This window comes from Ditibartonella choladocola, from assembly GCF_002007565.1.
Taxonomy (GTDB): domain Bacteria; phylum Pseudomonadota; class Alphaproteobacteria; order Rhizobiales; family Rhizobiaceae; genus Bartonella; species Bartonella choladocola.
This window is the reverse complement of the sequence record NZ_CP015625.1, coordinates 497,042-515,909: the sequence shown is the minus strand read 5'-3', so window position 1 is coordinate 515,909 and position 18,868 is coordinate 497,042. Positions and strand designations below refer to the sequence as shown.

General features: G+C 44.9%; 18 protein-coding genes. 14 read left to right on the top strand and 4 right to left on the bottom strand.

Translation table 11 applies throughout. From position 1 onward, the window contains the following. Window positions 1-57 precede the first annotated feature (57 nt). The 3 genes from BBC0122_RS02315 to BBC0122_RS02305 are packed head-to-tail and all read left to right on the top strand — an operon-like array spanning window position 58 to window position 3,416. Window positions 58-807, top strand: a complete 750-nt coding sequence (locus BBC0122_RS02315; RefSeq protein ID WP_077990910.1) for an electron transfer flavoprotein subunit beta/FixA family protein — start codon at window positions 58-60, stop codon at window positions 805-807. 22 nt (window positions 808-829) lie between these two features. Beyond that, window positions 830-1,759, top strand: coding sequence for an electron transfer flavoprotein subunit alpha/FixB family protein (locus BBC0122_RS02310; protein WP_077990908.1), 930 nt, complete (start codon window positions 830-832; stop codon window positions 1,757-1,759). A gap of 1 nt (window position 1,760) precedes the next feature. Beyond that, window positions 1,761-3,416, top strand: coding sequence for an electron transfer flavoprotein-ubiquinone oxidoreductase (locus tag BBC0122_RS02305; protein ID WP_077990907.1), 1,656 nt, complete (start codon window positions 1,761-1,763; stop codon window positions 3,414-3,416). Between the two features lie 424 nt (window positions 3,417-3,840). Here BBC0122_RS02305 and BBC0122_RS02300 read toward each other — a convergent pair whose 3' ends face one another. Continuing rightward, window positions 3,841-4,542 (bottom strand): glutamine amidotransferase, encoded by a 702-nt coding sequence (locus BBC0122_RS02300; protein ID WP_077990905.1) that lies wholly within the window; start codon window positions 4,540-4,542, stop codon window positions 3,841-3,843. 593 nt (window positions 4,543-5,135) lie between these two features. Between BBC0122_RS02300 and BBC0122_RS02295 the strand changes: the two genes are divergently transcribed. The 4 genes from BBC0122_RS02295 (at window position 5,136) to BBC0122_RS02280 (ending at window position 10,365) form a co-directional block, all read left to right on the top strand. Further along, on the top strand, window positions 5,136-6,434 hold the full coding sequence (locus BBC0122_RS02295) for an MFS transporter (protein ID WP_077990903.1): 1,299 nt from the start codon (window positions 5,136-5,138) through the stop codon (window positions 6,432-6,434). Window positions 6,435-6,760: 326 nt separating this feature from the next. Beyond that, a complete protein-coding gene (locus tag BBC0122_RS02290; protein ID WP_077990901.1) occupies window positions 6,761-8,173 on the top strand; it encodes an aspartate aminotransferase family protein in 1,413 nt (470 codons plus the stop codon). A gap of 219 nt (window positions 8,174-8,392) precedes the next feature. Further along, on the top strand, window positions 8,393-9,490 hold the full coding sequence (locus BBC0122_RS02285; protein ID WP_077990900.1) for a GNAT family N-acetyltransferase: 1,098 nt from the start codon (window positions 8,393-8,395) through the stop codon (window positions 9,488-9,490). After that, the gene (locus tag BBC0122_RS02280; protein ID WP_077990898.1) at window positions 9,490-10,365 is read left to right on the top strand and encodes an arginase family protein; all 876 of its coding nucleotides are present in this window, start codon (window positions 9,490-9,492) and stop codon (window positions 10,363-10,365) included. The genes BBC0122_RS02285 and BBC0122_RS02280 overlap by 1 nt, the downstream gene beginning before the upstream one ends. A gap of 36 nt (window positions 10,366-10,401) precedes the next feature. On the opposite strand, the gene BBC0122_RS02275 is transcribed toward BBC0122_RS02280, so the two are convergent. Continuing rightward, the gene (locus BBC0122_RS02275; protein WP_077990896.1) at window positions 10,402-11,751 is read right to left on the bottom strand and encodes an ATP-binding protein; all 1,350 of its coding nucleotides are present in this window, start codon (window positions 11,749-11,751) and stop codon (window positions 10,402-10,404) included. A gap of 211 nt (window positions 11,752-11,962) precedes the next feature. After that, a complete protein-coding gene (locus BBC0122_RS02270; protein ID WP_077990894.1) occupies window positions 11,963-12,691 on the bottom strand; it encodes a response regulator in 729 nt (242 codons plus the stop codon). 134 nt (window positions 12,692-12,825) lie between these two features. On the opposite strand from BBC0122_RS02270, the gene BBC0122_RS02265 reads away from it, so the two are divergent. From BBC0122_RS02265 to BBC0122_RS02235, 7 genes are all read left to right on the top strand, one after another. Further along, window positions 12,826-13,554 carry an MtnX-like HAD-IB family phosphatase gene (locus tag BBC0122_RS02265; protein ID WP_077990893.1) on the top strand — a complete coding sequence of 243 codons (729 nt, stop codon included), beginning with the start codon at window positions 12,826-12,828 and terminating at the stop codon, window positions 13,552-13,554. Further along, window positions 13,551-14,417, top strand: coding sequence for an alpha/beta hydrolase (locus BBC0122_RS02260; RefSeq protein ID WP_077990887.1), 867 nt, complete (start codon window positions 13,551-13,553; stop codon window positions 14,415-14,417). Before BBC0122_RS02265 ends, BBC0122_RS02260 begins: the two co-directional genes overlap by 4 nt. Before the next feature lie 2 nt (window positions 14,418-14,419). After that, window positions 14,420-14,788, top strand: coding sequence for an EamA family transporter (locus BBC0122_RS02255; RefSeq protein ID WP_077990876.1), 369 nt, complete (start codon window positions 14,420-14,422; stop codon window positions 14,786-14,788). After that, on the top strand, window positions 14,788-15,183 hold the full coding sequence (locus BBC0122_RS02250; RefSeq protein ID WP_077990875.1) for a DMT family transporter: 396 nt from the start codon (window positions 14,788-14,790) through the stop codon (window positions 15,181-15,183). The genes BBC0122_RS02255 and BBC0122_RS02250 overlap by 1 nt, the downstream gene beginning before the upstream one ends. Window positions 15,184-15,185: 2 nt before the next feature. After that, window positions 15,186-16,382: an aminotransferase class V-fold PLP-dependent enzyme gene (locus BBC0122_RS02245; RefSeq protein WP_077990874.1), complete on the top strand. Its 1,197-nt coding sequence runs from the start codon at window positions 15,186-15,188 to the stop codon at window positions 16,380-16,382. Between the two features lie 34 nt (window positions 16,383-16,416). Beyond that, complete coding sequence (locus BBC0122_RS02240; protein WP_077990873.1) at window positions 16,417-17,394, top strand: GlxA family transcriptional regulator; 978 nt, start codon at window positions 16,417-16,419, stop codon at window positions 17,392-17,394. Window positions 17,395-17,527: 133 nt separating this feature from the next. After that, on the top strand, window positions 17,528-18,310 hold the full coding sequence (locus BBC0122_RS02235) for an MBL fold metallo-hydrolase (RefSeq protein WP_077990872.1): 783 nt from the start codon (window positions 17,528-17,530) through the stop codon (window positions 18,308-18,310). Window positions 18,311-18,487: 177 nt separating this feature from the next. Here BBC0122_RS02235 and BBC0122_RS02230 read toward each other — a convergent pair whose 3' ends face one another. After that, window positions 18,488-18,862: a DUF2255 family protein gene (locus BBC0122_RS02230; protein WP_077994427.1), complete on the bottom strand. Its 375-nt coding sequence runs from the start codon at window positions 18,860-18,862 to the stop codon at window positions 18,488-18,490. Between the last annotated feature and the right edge of the window lie 6 nt (window positions 18,863-18,868).

The window sequence follows — 18,868 nt, the reverse complement described above, 5'->3', positions numbered from 1 at the left end:
GAATAACATCGAATGCACAATGGAAACGATCAGCGGTTCTAGCAAAGGGATAGGCCTATGAAAATATTGGTAGCTGTAAAACGTGTGATAGATTACAACGTCAAGCCGCGCGTAAAAAGTGACGGAACAGGTGTCGAACTTGCTAATGTCAAAATGTCGATGAATCCGTTTGACGAAATAGCGCTTGAACAGGCTGTTCGCGAAAAAGAAGCCGGTCGCGCAAGTGAAGTCGTTGCTGTAAGTGTCGGGCCGCAGGCTGCACAGGAAACATTGCGGACCGCTCTTGCCGTTGGTGCTGATCGGGCAATTCTGGTTACAACAGATGATGAAATCGAGCCGCTTTCGGTTGCAAAAGTTCTGAAGGCGGTGGTTGACAGCGAAAAACCGGATATGGTTTTCCTCGGCAAACAGGCTATTGATGACGATTCCAACCAGACAGGCCAAATGCTTGCGGCTCTTCTCGGTTGGGGACAGGCCACTTTTGCCTCCAAGCTTGAGCTGAAGGATGGCGAGGCTATTGTAACGCGGGAAGTCGATGGTGGTTTACAGACCATTGCAGTCAAACTTCCGGCTGTTCTTACCGTTGATCTTCGCTTGAATGAACCGCGCTATGCCTCGCTTCCCAATATTATGAAAGCACGCAAAAAGCCGATCGAGCAAAAAACACTTTCCGAGTTCAATATTTCCAGCCAGCCGCGACTAAAAATCCTGAAAGTGGAAGAACCACAGGCCCGCAAGGCAGGCGTGAAAGTTAAAAATGTTGCCGAACTTGTCGAAAAATTGAAAAATGACGCGGGCGTCCTCTGAGCATCAAGGGAAGGATTTCAATATGACCATTCTTTTATTGGCCGAACATAACAATGCGGAATTGTCGGAACAGACAGCAAAAGCTTTAACCGCAGCCCATGCAATCGGTGGCGATGTCGATATCCTCGTTTGTGGAAAAAATGCACAGACGGTTGCCGAACAGGCCGCAAAACTCGACAATGTCCATAAAGTACTTCTGGCAGAAGCCGACTATCTCGAACAGCAATTGGCCGAACCGGTAGCTGCAACAATTGTTGCGCAAAGCAAAGATTATGATGTCATCATGGCGGCATCGACCAGCAATGGCAAAAATATCATGCCACGGGTTGCTGCATCGCTTGATGTCATGCAGATTTCGGACATTGTCGAGGTTGTCTCGCCCGACACATTCAAACGTCCGATTTATGCGGGCAATGCTATTGAAACGATCCAGTCAACGGACGACAAAAAGGTCATTACAGTGCGTACCGCTTCATTCAAGGCAAAAGCCGGAAACGGTACAGCAACAATTGAAAAAATTACACCGGCAGCAGACCCGTCTTTGTCACGCTATATCGGCGAAGAGGTTAAAAAGAGTGACCGGCCCGAACTCACTTCGGCAAAAATCATTGTTTCGGGTGGACGTGGCCTCGGCTCGGAAGAAAATTTCATGTCTATTCTGCTTCCGCTTGCCGACAAGCTCGGTGCTGCAGTGGGTGCAAGCCGTGCAGCCGTTGACGCCGGTTACGCCCCCAATGATTGGCAAGTCGGACAGACCGGAAAAGTTGTTGCACCGGATCTTTATATTGCAGTTGCCATTTCCGGTGCTATCCAGCACCTTGCAGGCATGAAAGATTCACGCGTCATCGTGGCAATCAACAAGGATGAAGATGCACCCATGATGCATATCGCCGATTATGCATTGGTTGGTGATCTTTTCGACGTTATTCCGGAGCTTGAAAAGGCACTTTGAAATGAATGAATTACCTCCGCGCGAGAGCATGGAATTTGATGTTGTTATCGTTGGTGCCGGTCCGGCCGGCCTTTCGGCAGCTATAAGACTGAAACAGATCAATCCCGATCTTTCGGTTGTTATCGTTGAAAAAGGTGTTGAAGTCGGCGCCCATATTCTATCCGGTGCTGTTGTCGATCCGATCGGGATTGACACTCTTTTGCCTGACTGGCGCAATGAACAAAATCATCCTTTCACAACGGAGGTAAAAGAAGACCATATTTTCATGTTGGACGAGACGAGAGCCAAGCAGATTTCCAACCGGATTATGCCGAAACTTCTCTCCAATCATGGAAAATACATCGTCTCTTTGGGAAATGTTTGCCGGTGGCTTGCGACAAAAGCGGAAGCCCTCGGCGTCGAAATCTATCCCGGTTTTGCTGCCACTGAAGTTCTTTATAATGAAGACGGGGCTGTTACAGGCATTGCAACAGGTGATATGGGCGTTGAAAAAGATGGTAGCCAAGGCCCCAATTATATGCGGGGTATGGAACTTCTCGGCAAATATGTGCTGATTGGGGAAGGCGCACGCGGTTCACTCGCAAAAACGCTCATCAACAAGTTCGAGCTTGATAAAGGGCGCTCACCCCAGAAATATGGCATAGGCATAAAAGAGTTGTGGGAGATCAATCCGGAAAAGCATCATGCGGGGCTTGTCCAGCATACATTGGGCTGGCCGCTTGATGATGCGACAGGTGGCGGCTCTTTCCTCTATCACATGGAAAACAACCAGATTGCTGTCGGATTTGTTGTCCACCTCAACTATAAAAATCCTTACCTTTCTCCGTTTGAAGAATTTCAGCGCTTCAAAACACATCCGGCTATTCGCCCGATATTTGAAGGTGGCAAACGTATTGCCTATGGTGCCCGTTCTCTGACCGAAGGCGGGTGGCAATCCGTACCGAAATTGACTTTTCCGGGTGGCGCTTTGATCGGATGTTCGGCCGGTTTTATGAATGTTCCCCGCATTAAGGGATCGCATAATGCGGTGTTATCCGGCATTTATGCTGCCAATGCCATTGCCGATGCGATAAAATCCGGCCGCAGTCATGATGAAATTACAGAAATAGAAAATGGCTGGCGTGACAGTGCAATCGGAAAAGATCTTTATCCGGTACGTAATGTCAAACCGTTGCTATCAAAATATGGCACGAAAAAAGGTGTCCGTCTGGGCGGCTTTGACATGTGGTGCCAAACGCTCTTCCACTTTTCATTATTTGGTACAATGTCGCATGGCCTGCCGGATTATCTATATCTTGAACCGGCAGAAAAACATAAACCTATAGAATATCCGAAACCTGATGGTGTTGTCAGTTTTGACCGCCTCTCGAGTGTCTTTCTTTCAAATACCAATCATGAGGAAAACGAGCCTTGCCATTTGAAAGTCACCTCGCTTGATGTTCAGGAAAAATCGGAGCTAACCGTTTATGCCGGACCTTCGACACGTTATTGCCCCGCTGGCGTTTACGAATGGATCGAAAAGGATGGCAGGGAAACCTATGTCATTAACGCGCAAAATTGTGTCCATTGTAAAACGTGCGACATCAAGGATCCGAACCAGAATATTACTTGGACATGCCCACAAGGTGGCGAAGGACCCGTTTACCCGAATATGTGATTTTGTTTCCCGAATAGCTCTGAATATTTCAGGAAAACATTTGGCCTTTGGACTGGTAAAACCGGAAATAACGCCTTATCCGGTTATTCTGCCTTGATAACAACAGGCAGAATAACTTCACTTCTGTTTTACGATTAATAAAAAAGCCGGAACAGTTATTTCCTTATTTTTCATTTTAAATCACGGCAAAAATCAAACGAAGTTACGCGATGTCGGGGGGCAAAAGTTTTGCAACCGATTTTAAAAAGAGCGCGCCTTACCTTATGCAAAAACTGGAATGAAATTCGTGTAAAATTTTATAAAGCACAATCTTCAAAAAGAATTATCAATGCATGAAGCGGTACAGCCGTTTTCAATTCACCTTCACAAAACAAGATTTTCCGTTGGTGAGATTACCCTGTCGACGGAAGCAATTTTGCAAAAATCAGATATTTTTCAAAAATTCCTCACTCCAGAGATTGAAAATTTTTTCAGCTTTTATTCTCAAATCCCCTTGGTATTTTTTTGCATCATTGCGAAGGTTAACCGGATCAATTCCGGCTTGCGAAAGCTCGGCGGTATGGCCTACCAACCAATGTTCAAAATAATCGAGATCGGCTTCAAGATGAAATTGTAATGCCAAAACATTTTCATAAGAAAAAGCCTGATTGGGACAAATGCCGGTTTCTGCCAGACGCTTCGCACCATCGGGAATCTCGAACTGGTCACCATGCCAATGAAGAACCGGTGTCGTACCGATCAATGCAAGTGGACTTTTCTGCCCCTCATCGGTTAATTGCAAACTCGAAAAACCGATTTCTTTTTTACCCATCGGTTGTACTTTTGCACCGAGAACGCTTGCAATCAATTGCGCTCCCAGACATACACCGATCATCGGTTTTTTGATTTTTAAGAAATTTTCTATGAGCGTCAATTCCTGATTGATAAAAGGATAGCGTGCGCCATCATAAACGCCGATAGGACCCCCTAGAATAACGACAACATCCGCTTCGGTTAACCGAAACGAAGAAATGTCATCTCTCGTCGCGTCAAGTTTTTTTAGCTCATATCCCCGTTTGCCAAGAATATTCCCGATCAAACCGGCATTTTCAAATTCGAGATGTTGCAACACAAGTGCTGTTTTCATTTTCTTCTCCGCAAAATCTCACGCGCAAAGTGAACGAACGCAAAAAACCTGAACTCCAGAAAGCGTTATTGAAAGCATGAAAGGCCATTCATGCCAAGCAGTTTTATTAAGAGACATCATCTGAACATTCCAGATGCGTATTTGCAAAATTTCCCGTTTAAATTTCACCATTCAGATTTCAACGCGGAATGTTTTTTAGCTTAACGATTTTTTTAAGGCTTCCCGATTTATCAATGCATTTTCCCGAAGCCATACCGTAACTTACTATTTCGTTCAAAAAAAACTGATTGGATTATGCGATATATCGTTTAGCCAACGCATTTTTCCCTTGATATTCAAATAAAAACCTTCATTATTTAGAGAGTATTCCATTTATGGAATCTATTGGGAGGATCAACGACAGCCTATTTTTAACTTTCAGCCGGAAGCTTTGCCAAAGCTTGCGACAAAAGGTGTTCTGTCGTTTTGCGTAATGACCGCCAGGAGGCTTTTTAAAAGGTGGTCCGATTTCAGGGGGAGGAACTTCAAATACATCCCAAGTTTGAACGTCCCCGTTTAACAATATTCATATTTTATCTTGGACAAAACAAACTATGGAAGAAAATATAAAGGAACGAACACGTCGCGCACGTAAAGCTGGTATTGCCTCTTTCATCGGAACGACAATCGAATGGTATGATTTTTATGCATATAGCACGGCCGCTGCATTGGTTTTGGGAAAATTGTTTTTTCCGACAACAGATCCGGGAACAGCAACTCTGGCTGCATTCGCAACGTTTTGGGTGGGCTTTTTTGCAAGACCTGTCGGCGGAATTGTCTTCGGCCATTTGGGTGACCGTATCGGCCGCAAAAAAACATTGGTAGCAACGCTCCTGTTAATGGGGTGTTGTACAACTTTGATAGGATTTTTACCGGTATATCAAAATGTCGGTATTGTTGCGCCTATTCTACTCGTTGTTTTGCGATTGATCCAGGGGTTGGCAATGGGAGGTGAATGGGGCGGTGCCGTGGTTCTTTCCGCCGAACATGCGCCAAAAGGAAAATCTATTTTTTATGCGGCCTTCGCACAACAAGGCTCACCTGCGGGAAATCTGCTTGCAACCCTGGTTTTTCTATTTTTCTCGACATTGCCTGATGAACAGTTCCTCAGTTGGGGATGGCGCTTGCCTTTCATGTTTTCAGCCATTCTGGTTATCATCGGTCTTATCATCCGCATCAGTGTGGATGAGTCACCCGAAATGGAAAAAATACAGAAAGAAAAAGCGGTTGCCCGCCTTCCGATTGCAGACGTATTAAAAAAATATAAGGCAATCGTTTTGCTGGGAATTGGTGCGACGATCATAACAGTCACGGCAACCTATTTCAAAACAACTTTTGCGCTTGCCTGGGCGGTTCATGAAAAGCTTTTTACAAGAACCGAATTTCTATCCATTGTCAGTGTTGCTATCTTTGTCCAACTTCTGGTGCAGCCTTTCGGTGCTATTCTGGCTTCAAAATTCGATTTACGAAAAACCGTTACATGGATGCTTATTCCTGAAATTTTCATGTTGCCACTGATGTTTTCACTCATCGAGACAAAATCCATGCCGTTAGCAATGATCGGTATGGCTTTGGCAACCGTCCCGCACTCGCTCTATTATGCAGCTCTTGCGGGTATTCTCGTAAAAGCATTTCCTACCCAGGTTCGTTATACGGCAATTTCGGTAACCTATCAGGTTTGTTCAATGATATTTGCCGGTTCGACGCCGATGATTGCACAATATTTGCTCAATGAAACGGGAACCATCCTGTCTGCTATGGGTTTTGCTATTGCACAGGTCATCATTACTTTGATTTGCGCTGTTGCTCTTATTGTATATGCAAAAATCCCTAATGAGAGAGATGAAGCTTAGAGGCAAATTTATATAAGGTTACAAACTTATACGAGATTTTTTTGAAAATTCGATTGGCAGATTCAATGGGTCTGCCAATTGTTTTATTCGCTATGGTTCATGACCACGGATATTTCAAAGTCGGTTGATTGCGTCAATCTGCTGAAAACGACGAACATTACCTATCTTTATGACATTTTCGGCCGATTCATCCGACTTTGTAACCATAATTTTCCACGTGGCCGGATTAAAAGACAAGTTTTGTTACTAAAGCAAAACACAAACACAACAGCCCTAACGCTTTCTAGCTCTAAAATTCTGACTATCTTTTAGTTTGGAGTGCAAATATGGCAAAACCAGAAAAAATGACAAACGCTGATGCCAAGGCTTTCGAGTCTCGGCTACTTGCCGATGAAGCAAAATATTGCTCCTTCGGTGACACTGTCCACTATGTAAACCCGCCAAAAGTATTTGCTGGCTGCGAAGGCTCCTATATGTATGATCTCGAAGGTGTTCCTTACCTTGATCTGCAAATGTGGTATTCGGCTTGCAATTTCGGCTATGCGAATCCCCGCCTTGATAATGTGTTAAAAAAGCAGGTTGACACCTTGCCACAGGTTGCCAGCCAATATTTGCATCCGACAAAAATCGAATTGGCAAAGATTATCGCCGAAGATATGAAGAAGAAATTCGGCCTTGACGGGCGTATCCATTTCAATGTCGGCGGCTCGCAATGTATCGAAGATTCACTGAAAGTCGTTCGTAATGCCAAGGCCGGAAAGAGCCTGATGTTTGCCTTTGAAGGTGGCTATCACGGTCGCACATTGGGCGCTTCTTCTATCACATCAAGCTATCGCTATCGCCGTCGTTACGGCCATTTTGGCGAACGCGCCATGTTCCTGCCCTTCCCTTATCCTTTCCGTCGTCCTAAAGGAATGACCGTTGAAGAATATGGCGAACATTGCGTCAACGAATTCGCCCGCCTGTTTGAAACAGAATATAATGGCGTATGGGATCCGAAAGCTGACGAAACCGAATACGCTGCCTTTTATATCGAGCCTCTTCAGGGGACTGGCGGTTACGTTATTCCGCCGAGGAACTTCTTTAAAGGCATCAAGAAAGTTCTGGACGAGCATGGCATTCTTCTTGTCGTCGACGAAATCCAGATGGGATTTTATCGCACGGGCAAATTATGGTCGATTGAACATTTTGGCGTAACCCCTGATGTTCTTGTTTTCGCCAAATCGCTCACCAATGGTCTTAATCCTTTGGGTGGCCTTTGGGCGCGTGAAGAATTGATTAATCCGAAAATATTCCCTCCGGGGTCAACCCATTCAACATTCGCCTCGAACCCGCTTGGAACTGCGCTCGGTGTTGAAGTTTTCCATATGCTTGGTGAAACCGATTATGAAACCATGGTTATGGAAAAGGGCAAACATTTTCTCGAAGGATTGCAAGATCTTCAGAAACGTCATCCGGAAATTGGTGATGTTGACGGTTTGGGCTTGGCCTTGCGTGCCGAGATTTGTACCGAAGACGGCTTCACACCGAATAAAGCCCTTCTTGATCGCATGGTCGATATCGGCCTTTCGGGCGACCTTGACTGGCAGGGCAAAAAAACCGGACTGGTTCTCGATGTCGGTGGCTATTATAAAAACGTCATCACACTTGCACCGTCACTGCTCATCACAACAGAAGAAATTGACAAAGCAATTTCGCTGCTTGACCAATTGATTACACGTGCAAAGAAAGAACAATAAAACATTGCCGGATCGGCGTTTAAGCCGATCCGGCAAACAATGGGCGTGAGGGGAGACGCGTTTGCCTTCACATTAAGTGTTGAAGTTTATTCTTCGCATTTTTTGAAATTTCAGGCTTTTTATCCGGCGTGCCGATAATTGGCTCATTGGGAATTTTAGACGCACAAGCGAATTTCAACCCGATTCTTTCAAGAAATTTGACAGACAAACCGGTGAAATATGGGAAATCGAAAAGAGATAGACAACGCCATTAAAGCCTGGTCGAACAAGCTTGAACCGGATTATCTTTTAAGCGATTTTTTGCGCCACCCGCCTGTTGATTTCAAGGCTGATATTTCCGAGGTCGGACTTCCGGTTTTTTCAGCTCTTTTTGATCTCACAACAACAATGGATAATGAAGATCAAAAGCGTTTGAAAAAAATACCGCTCTATAAATTCTGGTCACGGCTGTTGAAGTATAAAACATTATTTGTCGGCACAACTGTCTCGGAATTTTCTCCACTGCCCACGCCTTTTGATGCAACTCAAGCGGCGCTTTTCTTGAAAGAAAAAGAAGGCAAAAATTTCCCGCTTGTCATTGTCAAAGACTTGCCCTCCCCTTCGCCTCTTATATCCGATGAAGACGCGAGAAAAACTGCGGATTTTCTCCAACAATTGGAACAGGCGGGCTTTATTTCTGTTTCCGGTCAAGCGCTTGCCTATGTACCGGTCGATTATTCTTCACAGGATGATTTTCTTTCCCGTTTTTCTAAAAATCGCCGCAAGGATTTTCGTCGGAAACTCCGTGCCATGGAAAATCTGGAAATTGATGTTTTAACCGCCAACTCGCCTTATCTTCAAAGTGACGAGGTGATAAAACACTTCTACCAGCTTTATTTGCAGGTCTTTCAACAGAGCGAAATCCATTTCGATCTTTTGAGCGAAGATTTTTTCTACGATTTGTTACATACGGGCGACGAAAGCCTGCGGGTTGTTGTCTATAAAAAAAGTGGCAAGCTCATCGGTTACAATATTTGTTTTGCCTATAAAAACATGCTTGTCGATAAATATATCGGCTTCGATTACCCGCTTGCAACCGACAATAATCTCTATTTCATAAGCTGGTTTTTCAATCTTGAATATGCCCGCCTCAATGGCTTCAAATATTATGTTGCCGGTTGGACCGATCCTGAAATCAAAGCCTATCTTGGCGCAAAATTCGTTTATACACGCCATGCCGTCTATATTCGCAATCCTTTGTTGCGAGCGATATTGAAACACTTCCGGCATCATTTCGAGAGTGACGCCCATCTTGAACTTCAAGGAGACCAAAACTGATGAAAAATCCGGTTATCCTCGATTTTGACAATAGTGTGGGAACATTCGACAATTCGATCAATATCGATTTAAGCGGGTGGCAAGACCGTATCCGTTACGCTACGACTTTTTCTAATTTTCGTAAGCTCGAAATGGAACTTGAAAAGCAGATGCCGGAAACTTATGGAGCGGTTTTTCTTGGAAGTGGCGATTATCACCATGTCAGCCAATTGTTGATAAAACATTGTCACAAACATATCAAACAAGAACCTTTAACGCTCATTGTGATTGATAACCATCCCGACAATATGCGTTATCCTTTCGGTATCCATTGTGGCTCATGGATCAGTCATGCTGCTTCTTTGCCATTTGTCGACCATGTTCACGTCGTTGGCATTACCTCCGGCGATATTGGTGTCAAACATGCTGTCGAAAACCGCTTGAAGCCGCTTATGTCCGGCAAATTGACCTATTGGTCGACAAAAGTGGATGTAAGCTGGGCAAATATTCTGGGCTTGAAAAATGCTTTCCAGACATTTGCCAATGTCGATGACATGATGTCGGCCTTTATCAGCAGCATTTATAAGGAAAATCTTCCCGTCTATCTGTCAATCGACAAGGATGCGCTTTCGCCGCAATTTATTCATACCAATTGGGATCAGGGAGAGATGGAACCGCGGCATTTGACCGACCTTATCACCAATATCGGTTCCCGACTTGAAGCCTGTGATATTACCGGAGAAGTTTCCAATTACACTTATCACAGTTTCTGGAAAAGTCTGTTAAGTAAACTTGACGGGCAAACAACCGTTTCCGACGAACTCGTTACAAAGTGGCAAAAAGAACAGCATGAGTTGAATAGCAAGCTCATCGAAACGCTTTCCGCTTATCTTTAAAAGGCGTATTTTTAAGAAAGCCGTATTTTTCCCGCGCTAAAGCCCGAAGCGCATGACAAAACGTGCGCCCCCCAGGCGGCTTGAAAGGACAAAAGCCGAACCGTGGTGAAGTTCGGCAATAGCACGCACAAACGAGAGGCCGACACCATACCCCTCATGTGAGCCGGATTTATCGTTATCAAGCCGGAAAAAAGGCGAAAATATTTCCTCTCTGGCGCTTTCTGCCACGCCCGGCCCATCATCATCAAATTCAAAAATCAGCGCATCATCCTGTTTATAAACATGGATATAAACCTTTGAACGGGCATATTTGAAAGCGTTCAGTATAATATTGCGAAACGCCATTGCAGCCAATTTCGGATCAATGGAACTATCCACATTGGCAATATTATAACTGACTTCAAATCCTTTCGGCTTCAACAATGACAGATCATCAATGATATTTTCTGCCCAACGCTTGATATGGACATTTTCAAGCTTTGTCGGCATATTTTTGTTGTTCATGCGGAAATAATCGAGCGATATTTTAATCAATTGTTCAAGCTCGTCTATATCCTTGTCAATTCCTGCGTAAAGCTTCTTTTTTTCTTCCGGATCGGAATCTTCCAACATGCTCAAGCCGAAGCGCAATCGGGCAAGAGGTGTGCGGAATTCATGCGCCATCGCATGCATCATAGTACGGCTATGACCGACGAGAAGTTCAAGACGGGTTGCCATATCATTGATAACATGGCCGATCATTTTTAACGGTTCGCTGCGAATTTTTGGAACCCGTGCTGTCAGGTTTCCTTCGCCTAACGCATTGGCTGTCAATCTGATGGCTCGCGCCTCGCGCCACAATGTGGAAAAAGCAAAATATAAAATGGCAAAAAACAGCACTGCGTTGACAATTGTAAGCAGTGCCAGAAGAACGAAAATTGCGCTGGCATTGGCATCGTTAATATCTGTTGTAATCAGCGGACCGAGTTTCAAATAGCCACCCGATTGCAGTTTTGCATAGATATGGTCGTCTTCATCATCATAAGCGAGGTCATAGGATTTGAATTGTTCCTGAACCTCGTCGGAAAAATGGTCGGGTTTTTCGATGTAAGTGAGGCGGAAATGAAAATGCGGCTGCAATTCTTGCAGCACATCCGACGGCTTTTTCAACGGCTCGCTTGCGATCGCACGATCAATCATATAGACAGTGCCCTGATGGGCATCGCGTTCTATATCCGCGTCGTCAATAATGCCGGTCCAGTTGGCAGGCAAAGCAAGGAACAATTGTAACGTGCCATAGGCAACGCCACCTTGCAAAAAGAACAAAATGACAAGCACACTGATCGAGCGGATGATAACCATTCGACGACGGCTTTTCTGTAATCCATCGTGTTCTTCGCTCGTCATAGCATTTCACCCATTATTGCCGTCATTCGCATTTTCACGTATTTCTGCTTAGCTTTCCCGAAAAATATAGCCCGATTATCCGCTTTTTAAATCACTGGCAGATTTTAGGCTAAATCACTGGCAGATTTTATGCCTTTTTATTTGCTTCTTCCTGCTATCTTTCTTGTAAGGCTTGGCTCCCCGGTTTTGATTATGGCTTCAGCCTATTTTCTCATTCGCCTTCCCATTGCAAAAAAAGATACCCTTTGGCGCGCACTGTTTTGATAAAACGCGGGTTTTCAAGGTCATCACCAAGCCGGCGGCGAAGCCTTGAAATACGTGCATCAATCGACCGGTCCAACCCGTCAAACTCGATACCACGCAAAGCATTCAATATATCGTCGCGGGATAATATCTGTCCGGCATGGCTTGCAAGAAGCCATAAAAGATCAAATTCGGCTGTAGTTAAATCAACCGGTTTATTATCAATCAGCACCGCGCGGTTTTCCTTGTCGATGACAAGATTGCCGAAAACAAGTTTGGTGCGCGACGAAGGTGATGCTTCGCTTTCAGGATGGTTTTCGTCGACAGTTTCGCTTTCTTTGCGCCTTAGAAGCGCCCTTATATGGGCAAGCAAACGGCGCGGTTCGACCGGTTTTGACATATAATCGTCAGCACCGAGTTCCAACCCGATAATTTCGTCAATATCATCCTCGCTTGCCGTCATAATCAATATCGGGCCTTTATAGAAAGGACGCACATCACGGCAAACATCGAAACCGGATTTTCCGGGCAGCATGACATCAAGAATAACGAGATCAGGCAGCAATTGCTTGATGGCCTCCTCGGCTGTATCGCCGCGAGGATGCACCTCGACATCATAGTTTTGTCGCTTCAAATAATTGGCAACGAGTTCGGCAAGCCTTGTATCATCTTCTATTATAAGAATTTTTTTGTTCATGCAGGTTTTTCTTTTCGGTTACAGAAATGCAACAAAGAACGCATATTCGTCTCTATTGTTTATAGGTAAAAGGTCGCTATGTATCAAGCTGACCTAATTCCGGTTTATGGCTTCTATTGGAGATTAAGACGAATATGACAAGAACGTTCCCGAATGCTTTTCAAGCTTTGAGCGCTCCCGTATTCTCACAGGGTTCCATATTTTCCCGTGTCTTTGTCGATTTCGACGGCACGATTGCCGATAATGACGTGACAGACGTTCTTCTGGAAAGATTTGCATCTCCGAACTGGGAAGCAATCGAACAGGATTGGCTTTCGGGCAAAATCGGTGCACGTGAATGCATGATGAGGCAGATTGCGCTTATCAAGGCCTCGCCTGCCGAGCTTAAAAAATGTCTTGATGAAATGAAAATCGATCCTGCTTTTCCGGATTTTGTCCATTTGCTTGACGAACAAGGTGTCGATATTGCCATTTTAAGCGACGGGCTTGATTATAGCATCCGCACTATTTTGAAACGTTATGGTCTCGAAAACGTCAAGGTTTTCGCAAACCGTCTTCTTTATGCCGGTAATGACAATTGGCAGTTACAATTTCCCTACAAAAATGTTGCTTGCCCGGCTGGCAATTGCAAATGCCGCCATTTTGCCAATGCGGGTAACGGATTTACCCTTTATATCGGCGATGGTACGTCGGATTTTTGCGCGGCCGGAAAAGCAGACCTTGTACTCGCCAAAGGAAAACTTGCCGATTATTGTGCAGCAAACAGCATTGACCACATCAAGGTCGATAACTTCGCCGAAATCATGCAAATCTGGCACAAATTGCAACGGCCGGAAAAAGCCCGCGAAAGGGTGGCTTCATGATTACCGATGTCAGCTTTTTCTATAAAGGTGGTCGGGCTGGCGTTCTTCTCATTCATGGTTTGACAGGCACACCGGCCGAAATGCAAATTCTGGGCAAAGGTTTGCATAAGCACGGTTTTACTGTCTACGGGATGCAGCTTGCAGGCCACTGCGGTGATGAAAATGATCTGCTGGCAACAAGCTGGCATGATTGGTATGATAGTGTCATACGTGCGGCAGATCGTCTTTTGGAACATGTTGATACAATGTTTGTCGGCGGACTTTCTATGGGTGCGGTTCTGGCGCTCAAATACACCGCCGATCATCCCGAAAATGTAAAAGGTGTTGGCGTATATGGTCCGACGTTTGTTTATGACGGCTGGTCGATCCCTCGTTATATCCAGCGGTCTGTCTTTTTGTTGAAATGGTTCAAAGCGCTCGGCATTTTCCAGAAAAGTGTGTTTATCGAACGGCCGCCTTATGGTTTGAAAGACGAGCGGATACGCAAAACCGTTTCCGAAAGTATGCTTTCAGGCGACAGTGCCAAAGGTGGACTTGCGGGAAATCCGCTCGGTTCGCTTGCCGAGATGCAAGAACTTGCAAAACAAACCGCGGCGCAATTGCATGATATAAAAGCTCCCTGCCTTATCATGCATTCAAACCATGATGACATTGCCAATATGGAAACAAATTCGGGACTTGTTGCCCGTTCGGTTTCAGGCCCCGTCAAGATGATACCGTTGGAGAACAGCTACCATATGATAACAATTGACCGTGACCGTAAAAAAGTCATTCAGGAAAGTGCCAACTTCTTTGGTGCCTTATGCACTAAAGATCAATTGGTACCCCCTGCTGTAAACCCGTTTATTCGCGAGATTGCCTGACAATGAGTTGGCTGATTTTTCTGGTGTGGTTTGGAAATATTGTTTGTGACACTGTCGGCCAGCTTGCCTTCAAAGGTGCTGCCACAGAACCGGACGAGGAAAACAAACCGCAATCGCTTTTTCAATATTGGTTAGCGCTTTTCCGCCAGCCGCTTCTATGGCTTGGTATTATAGCCTATGTCGCCGAATTTTTGCTATGGATGGCATTTTTGACATTGGTTCCGCTTTCGGAAGGTATATTGCTCGGATCAATCAATATCATTGTTATCATGGTATTGGGGCGGCTGTTTTTTGATGAAAAACTCACCTCTATGCGGGTTCTCGGCATCAGCTTTGTTGCCATAGGTGTTGCTATTGTGGGAGCTTTTTAATGCGTCGCTTCTATATTCTGGGCTTTTTCTTTTTGATGATGTTCGACACGCTCGGACAGATCAGCTTCAAGCTTTCGGCAACAGCCGCCCTGCCATTGGAAGCAAGTATCGGATGGTTATACCGTATTTTTTCCCATCCTTTTGTTTATTTTGCTATCCTCGGCTATGTCGGGGCATTCTTCACATGGATGACGCTTTTAAGACGCGCGCCTGTCGGTCCGGCATTTGCGGCGTCGCATCTCGAAGTGGTCACTGTCATGATTGCTTCCGTACTGATATTCGGCGAAACAATTTCATTGGCACATTTTGCCGGTGCGCTGTTTATTGTTGCGGGTATTGTCTGCCTTGCATTTGCCGAACGTGATGTCATCAAAAAAGAAAACGAGAAATCATAAGAATGAAGAGACAAGGCGAAATTCCACCAACCGCCGGTCTCCCTATGGTTTGGCATGATTGGTTGCCAACAAAAAAAGAACTCTGCCCCAATTTAAGCGACATGTTCGATTTGCCGCCGCTCATTCTGGAATGTTCCGGCACGGCTTCACTTATTGTTGCCCTTCAAACTCTGGCAAATATGCCCAAGAACGAAGGGCGTAGAGACGTTATCATACCCGCTTATAATTGCCCTCTCGTTGTGCTTGCCATTGCCCATTGCAATTTGACAATAAAACTCTGCGATACAGCAAAAAACAGTTTTGATTTCGATTTTGATTGCCTCGACAAGCTGATCGACGAAAAAACACTGGCTGTTATTCCGACCCATATTGGCGGCCAATTGGCAGATGTCGAACAATGCGTTCAAATGGCTCATAAAAAAGGCGCTTATGTCATTGAAGACGGGGCACAGGCGCTCGGTTCGGCAGCCGGAAAAACGGGGGATATTGCTTTTTTCAGCCTTGCCGTCGGAAAGGGGCTTACCCTTTATGAGGGCGGCCTTTTGACATCGTCCAATAGTGAAATTCGGCAGTCATTAAAGGAAACCCACCAAAAAATAGTAAAACCCCGCATTTTCTTTGAACTTAAACGCATAAGCGAATTGTTGGGATATTCTATCGCCTATCGTCCGCGGCTTTTATCACTCGCTTATGGCATGCCAAGGCGCAAGGAACTTGCAGCCGGCAATATAGAGGAAGCGGTCGGTGATGTTTTTGATGACGATATTCCAGTCCACCTTGTAAGCCGTTTCAGAATGAAGAGAGGTGCTAACGCAGCTTCAAGGCTCAAACCCTTTTTGGTTGACATAAAAAAACAGGCGCAACTTCGCATCAACAAGCTTGCAAAAATTCCCTCAATCAAGGTTGTCAAAGGCGTTGATGATGAAGGGGCCATTTGGCCATTTATTATGGTGCTTTTTAAAACCGGAGAAGCACGGGACAAAGCACTTCAAACGTTGTGGCCTTCACCCTATGGCGTGACACGCCTGTTTGTTCATGCTTTAGCGGATTATTCCTATCTTGAACCGCATTTCAATATGCGTTTTTCAACCACTAATGCCAGAGATTTTGCGGCGAGAATGTTGACCATATCGAATAGTCCATGGCTTGATGACGAGACGTTCGACAAGATTGTAACAACCATTGCAAGGTCTGTTTGAAAAAATGGACCGGTTATCACAAGGCTTGCACAACATGGATGCCGGTCAAAATGTAACTTTGAACAGGTCACCGAAAACTGTTGCCATATATGTCATGGCAAATTTCAGCCCGTTTCACATTTCTGTTCCGGTCATGGCCTTCGGCGCAGCCATGCCGGACAAAACCTATTACAAGCCAATTCTGTTTTCAGAAAAAACCGGAATTGTCGAAGGTCAGGATGCTTTCTCGATAAAAGTCGAACACGATCTAAAAAGCCTTGATGACGCCGATATAATCGTCATTCCCTATTGGCCGGATACTGAACAACCGATCTCTTCTGACCTGAAGACAAGTCTAAACAATGAAGTGCGAAAAAATAAAATCATTATGGGGCTTTGTCTCGGCACTTATGTTCTGGCCTTTAGCGGGCTTTTGAAGGGGAAAAAAGCTGCAACGCACTGGGCCTATGAAAAACAGTTTGCCGAACAGTTTCCTGATACGGAAGTCGATTTTAATGCCCTTTATGTCGAAGATGGTAACATCATCACATCCGCCGGCACTGCTGCGGGTATTGATTGTTGTCTTCACCTTATTCGCAAAAATTACGGTGGCGCTATTGCCAATCATGCTGCGCGTATGATTGTGACGCCACCGCATCGCGAGGGCGGACAAGCTCAATATCTTGCCACCCCTGTTCCAATATCGACAAGTGACCAGCGCATAAATTCATTGCTTGAAACAATCAGAAAAAACCTTGCTTCATCCTATTCTCTTGATGCTATGGCCAAGAATGTCGGTATGAGCCGACGCACATTTACCCGCCGCTTTCATCAGGCAACCGGCCGTTCACCAATGGAATGGCTTAACCATGAAAGGTTGCATTTTTCGAGACACGCATTGGAAACAACAAAACTTTCTATTGAGGAAATTGCACAACTTGCCGGATTTCCCTCTACCCAATCATTCCGCCGCAGCTTTATTGACGCGTTCAAAGTCACTCCAACAAAATGGCGCCAGACGTTTTCAATTTAACCGGTCGTTTTTATTCCGGCCAAAAACTTCTCTAACATTTGGCCCGATATGAATGGCTTTTGACCATCAGGCCAGTTTCTATTCAGAAAAAGCGTGCTTACATAAACTTCAAGAAATTGAAGAGGTTTGAACCATGAAATTCACATTCATTCGTAACGCAACGGTTATTCTTGATTACGCCGGAAAACACATTTTGATTGATCCGATGCTGGCAGAAAAAGATCGCTATCCCGGACTTCCCGGTACAGTTCATAGCGAGCGGCGGTTTCCGCGCGTTGAACTGCCTTTTGATGCCAAAGACATTATCAAAAATGTGGATGCCGTTTTTTTAAGTCACACCCATCCTGACCATTGGGACGAGGTCGCGACAGGACTTATAGACAAAGAACAAAAAATATTCGTCCAGAATGAAAAGGATAAAGAATTTCTTGGGAGTCAGGGTTTCAAAAATCTTGCCGTTTTGCCGCAAAAATTTGATTATGAAAACGGCATTCATGTAACCAAAACTTTATGCCAGCACGGAAGCAATGAAGCTTTCAAAAACCGAGAGGTTGGCGAAGTCTTAGGCCATGCCACCGGCTTTATTTTTCAAGCACCGAATGAACAAACACTTTATTTTGCAGGCGATACAATATGGATCGATGCTGTCGAGAACAATTTAAAACAATATAAGCCGGAAGTTGTTGTTCTTCATGCAGGTGACGCACAGCTTCAAGGCTTCGGTTCAATTATTATGGGCAAGGAGGATGTTGTTCACGCCCATAAAATCGCCCCGCAATCAAAGCTTGTTGCTATCCATATGGAAGCCTGCAACCATGCTGTTTTAAGCCGGAAAGAACTTCGCTCTTATGTCGATAAAGCAGGTATTGGCCAATCGGTTATTATTCCGCTTGAAGGTGACAAACTCGAATTCTAGGTCACTTGCCAGTAAAAAAGTGAAAAAGCGCAACCGGCTTTGATATTTTCAAATCAAGTCTGTGCGTGCTTTTTAAAACAGTATCTTTATGAGAAGGCCGACAGCTCCCTAACTGTCGGCCTTTTATGTAAAACTTTCATATTGCTGTTTTGAAAAACGATAACCAACAATGAGCCATCAGGCTTTTATGATTTTGATTGTTGCTGCTTTCGCTCTCTCGCCCACCATTGGTCCGACATAGGGACTTGGATCATATTTTTTGTGATAAGCCTCATCAATTCTATCAAGAACCGCCGGATCTTTGACAGCTTCATAATGAACAGATTCCACCTTTCCGGACACGATAATTTTTCCGCTTTTTTGTTTGATTGCAGCCTGATACCAGCGCGAAGACGTTCCGCTATAGGCACGCACATAAAGGCCGCCATCAACAACCACTTCCCATATCCACACAGGCGTGCCCGTTGTTTCTAAATCCTCATGATAGGGAGCCATTTTGAGATCATCGGCTGCATCAATCGCCGCAAGCTCGCTCTTTGTCCATTCACTCATCATTCA

Excerpts from the sequence above, each read along its gene's own strand:
- BBC0122_RS02315 (WP_077990910.1), top strand. The coding sequence starts at position 58 with ATGAAAATATTGGTAGCTGTAAAACGTGTGATAGATTACAACGTCAAG.
- BBC0122_RS02310 (WP_077990908.1), top strand. The coding sequence starts at position 830 with ATGACCATTCTTTTATTGGCCGAACATAACAATGCGGAATTGTCGGAA.
- BBC0122_RS02305 (WP_077990907.1), top strand. The coding sequence starts at position 1,761 with ATGAATGAATTACCTCCGCGCGAGAGCATGGAATTTGATGTTGTTATC.
- BBC0122_RS02300 (WP_077990905.1), bottom strand. The coding sequence starts at position 4,542 with ATGAAAACAGCACTTGTGTTGCAACATCTCGAATTTGAAAATGCCGGT.
- BBC0122_RS02295 (WP_077990903.1), top strand. The coding sequence starts at position 5,136 with ATGGAAGAAAATATAAAGGAACGAACACGTCGCGCACGTAAAGCTGGT.
- BBC0122_RS02290 (WP_077990901.1), top strand. The coding sequence starts at position 6,761 with ATGGCAAAACCAGAAAAAATGACAAACGCTGATGCCAAGGCTTTCGAG.
- BBC0122_RS02285 (WP_077990900.1), top strand. The coding sequence starts at position 8,393 with ATGGGAAATCGAAAAGAGATAGACAACGCCATTAAAGCCTGGTCGAAC.
- BBC0122_RS02280 (WP_077990898.1), top strand. The coding sequence starts at position 9,490 with ATGAAAAATCCGGTTATCCTCGATTTTGACAATAGTGTGGGAACATTC.
- BBC0122_RS02275 (WP_077990896.1), bottom strand. The coding sequence starts at position 11,751 with ATGACGAGCGAAGAACACGATGGATTACAGAAAAGCCGTCGTCGAATG.
- BBC0122_RS02270 (WP_077990894.1), bottom strand. The coding sequence starts at position 12,691 with ATGAACAAAAAAATTCTTATAATAGAAGATGATACAAGGCTTGCCGAA.
- BBC0122_RS02265 (WP_077990893.1), top strand. The coding sequence starts at position 12,826 with ATGACAAGAACGTTCCCGAATGCTTTTCAAGCTTTGAGCGCTCCCGTA.
- BBC0122_RS02260 (WP_077990887.1), top strand. The coding sequence starts at position 13,551 with ATGATTACCGATGTCAGCTTTTTCTATAAAGGTGGTCGGGCTGGCGTT.
- BBC0122_RS02255 (WP_077990876.1), top strand. The coding sequence starts at position 14,420 with ATGAGTTGGCTGATTTTTCTGGTGTGGTTTGGAAATATTGTTTGTGAC.
- BBC0122_RS02250 (WP_077990875.1), top strand. The coding sequence starts at position 14,788 with ATGCGTCGCTTCTATATTCTGGGCTTTTTCTTTTTGATGATGTTCGAC.
- BBC0122_RS02245 (WP_077990874.1), top strand. The coding sequence starts at position 15,186 with ATGAAGAGACAAGGCGAAATTCCACCAACCGCCGGTCTCCCTATGGTT.
- BBC0122_RS02240 (WP_077990873.1), top strand. The coding sequence starts at position 16,417 with ATGGATGCCGGTCAAAATGTAACTTTGAACAGGTCACCGAAAACTGTT.
- BBC0122_RS02235 (WP_077990872.1), top strand. The coding sequence starts at position 17,528 with ATGAAATTCACATTCATTCGTAACGCAACGGTTATTCTTGATTACGCC.
- BBC0122_RS02230 (WP_077994427.1), bottom strand. The coding sequence starts at position 18,862 with ATGAGTGAATGGACAAAGAGCGAGCTTGCGGCGATTGATGCAGCCGAT.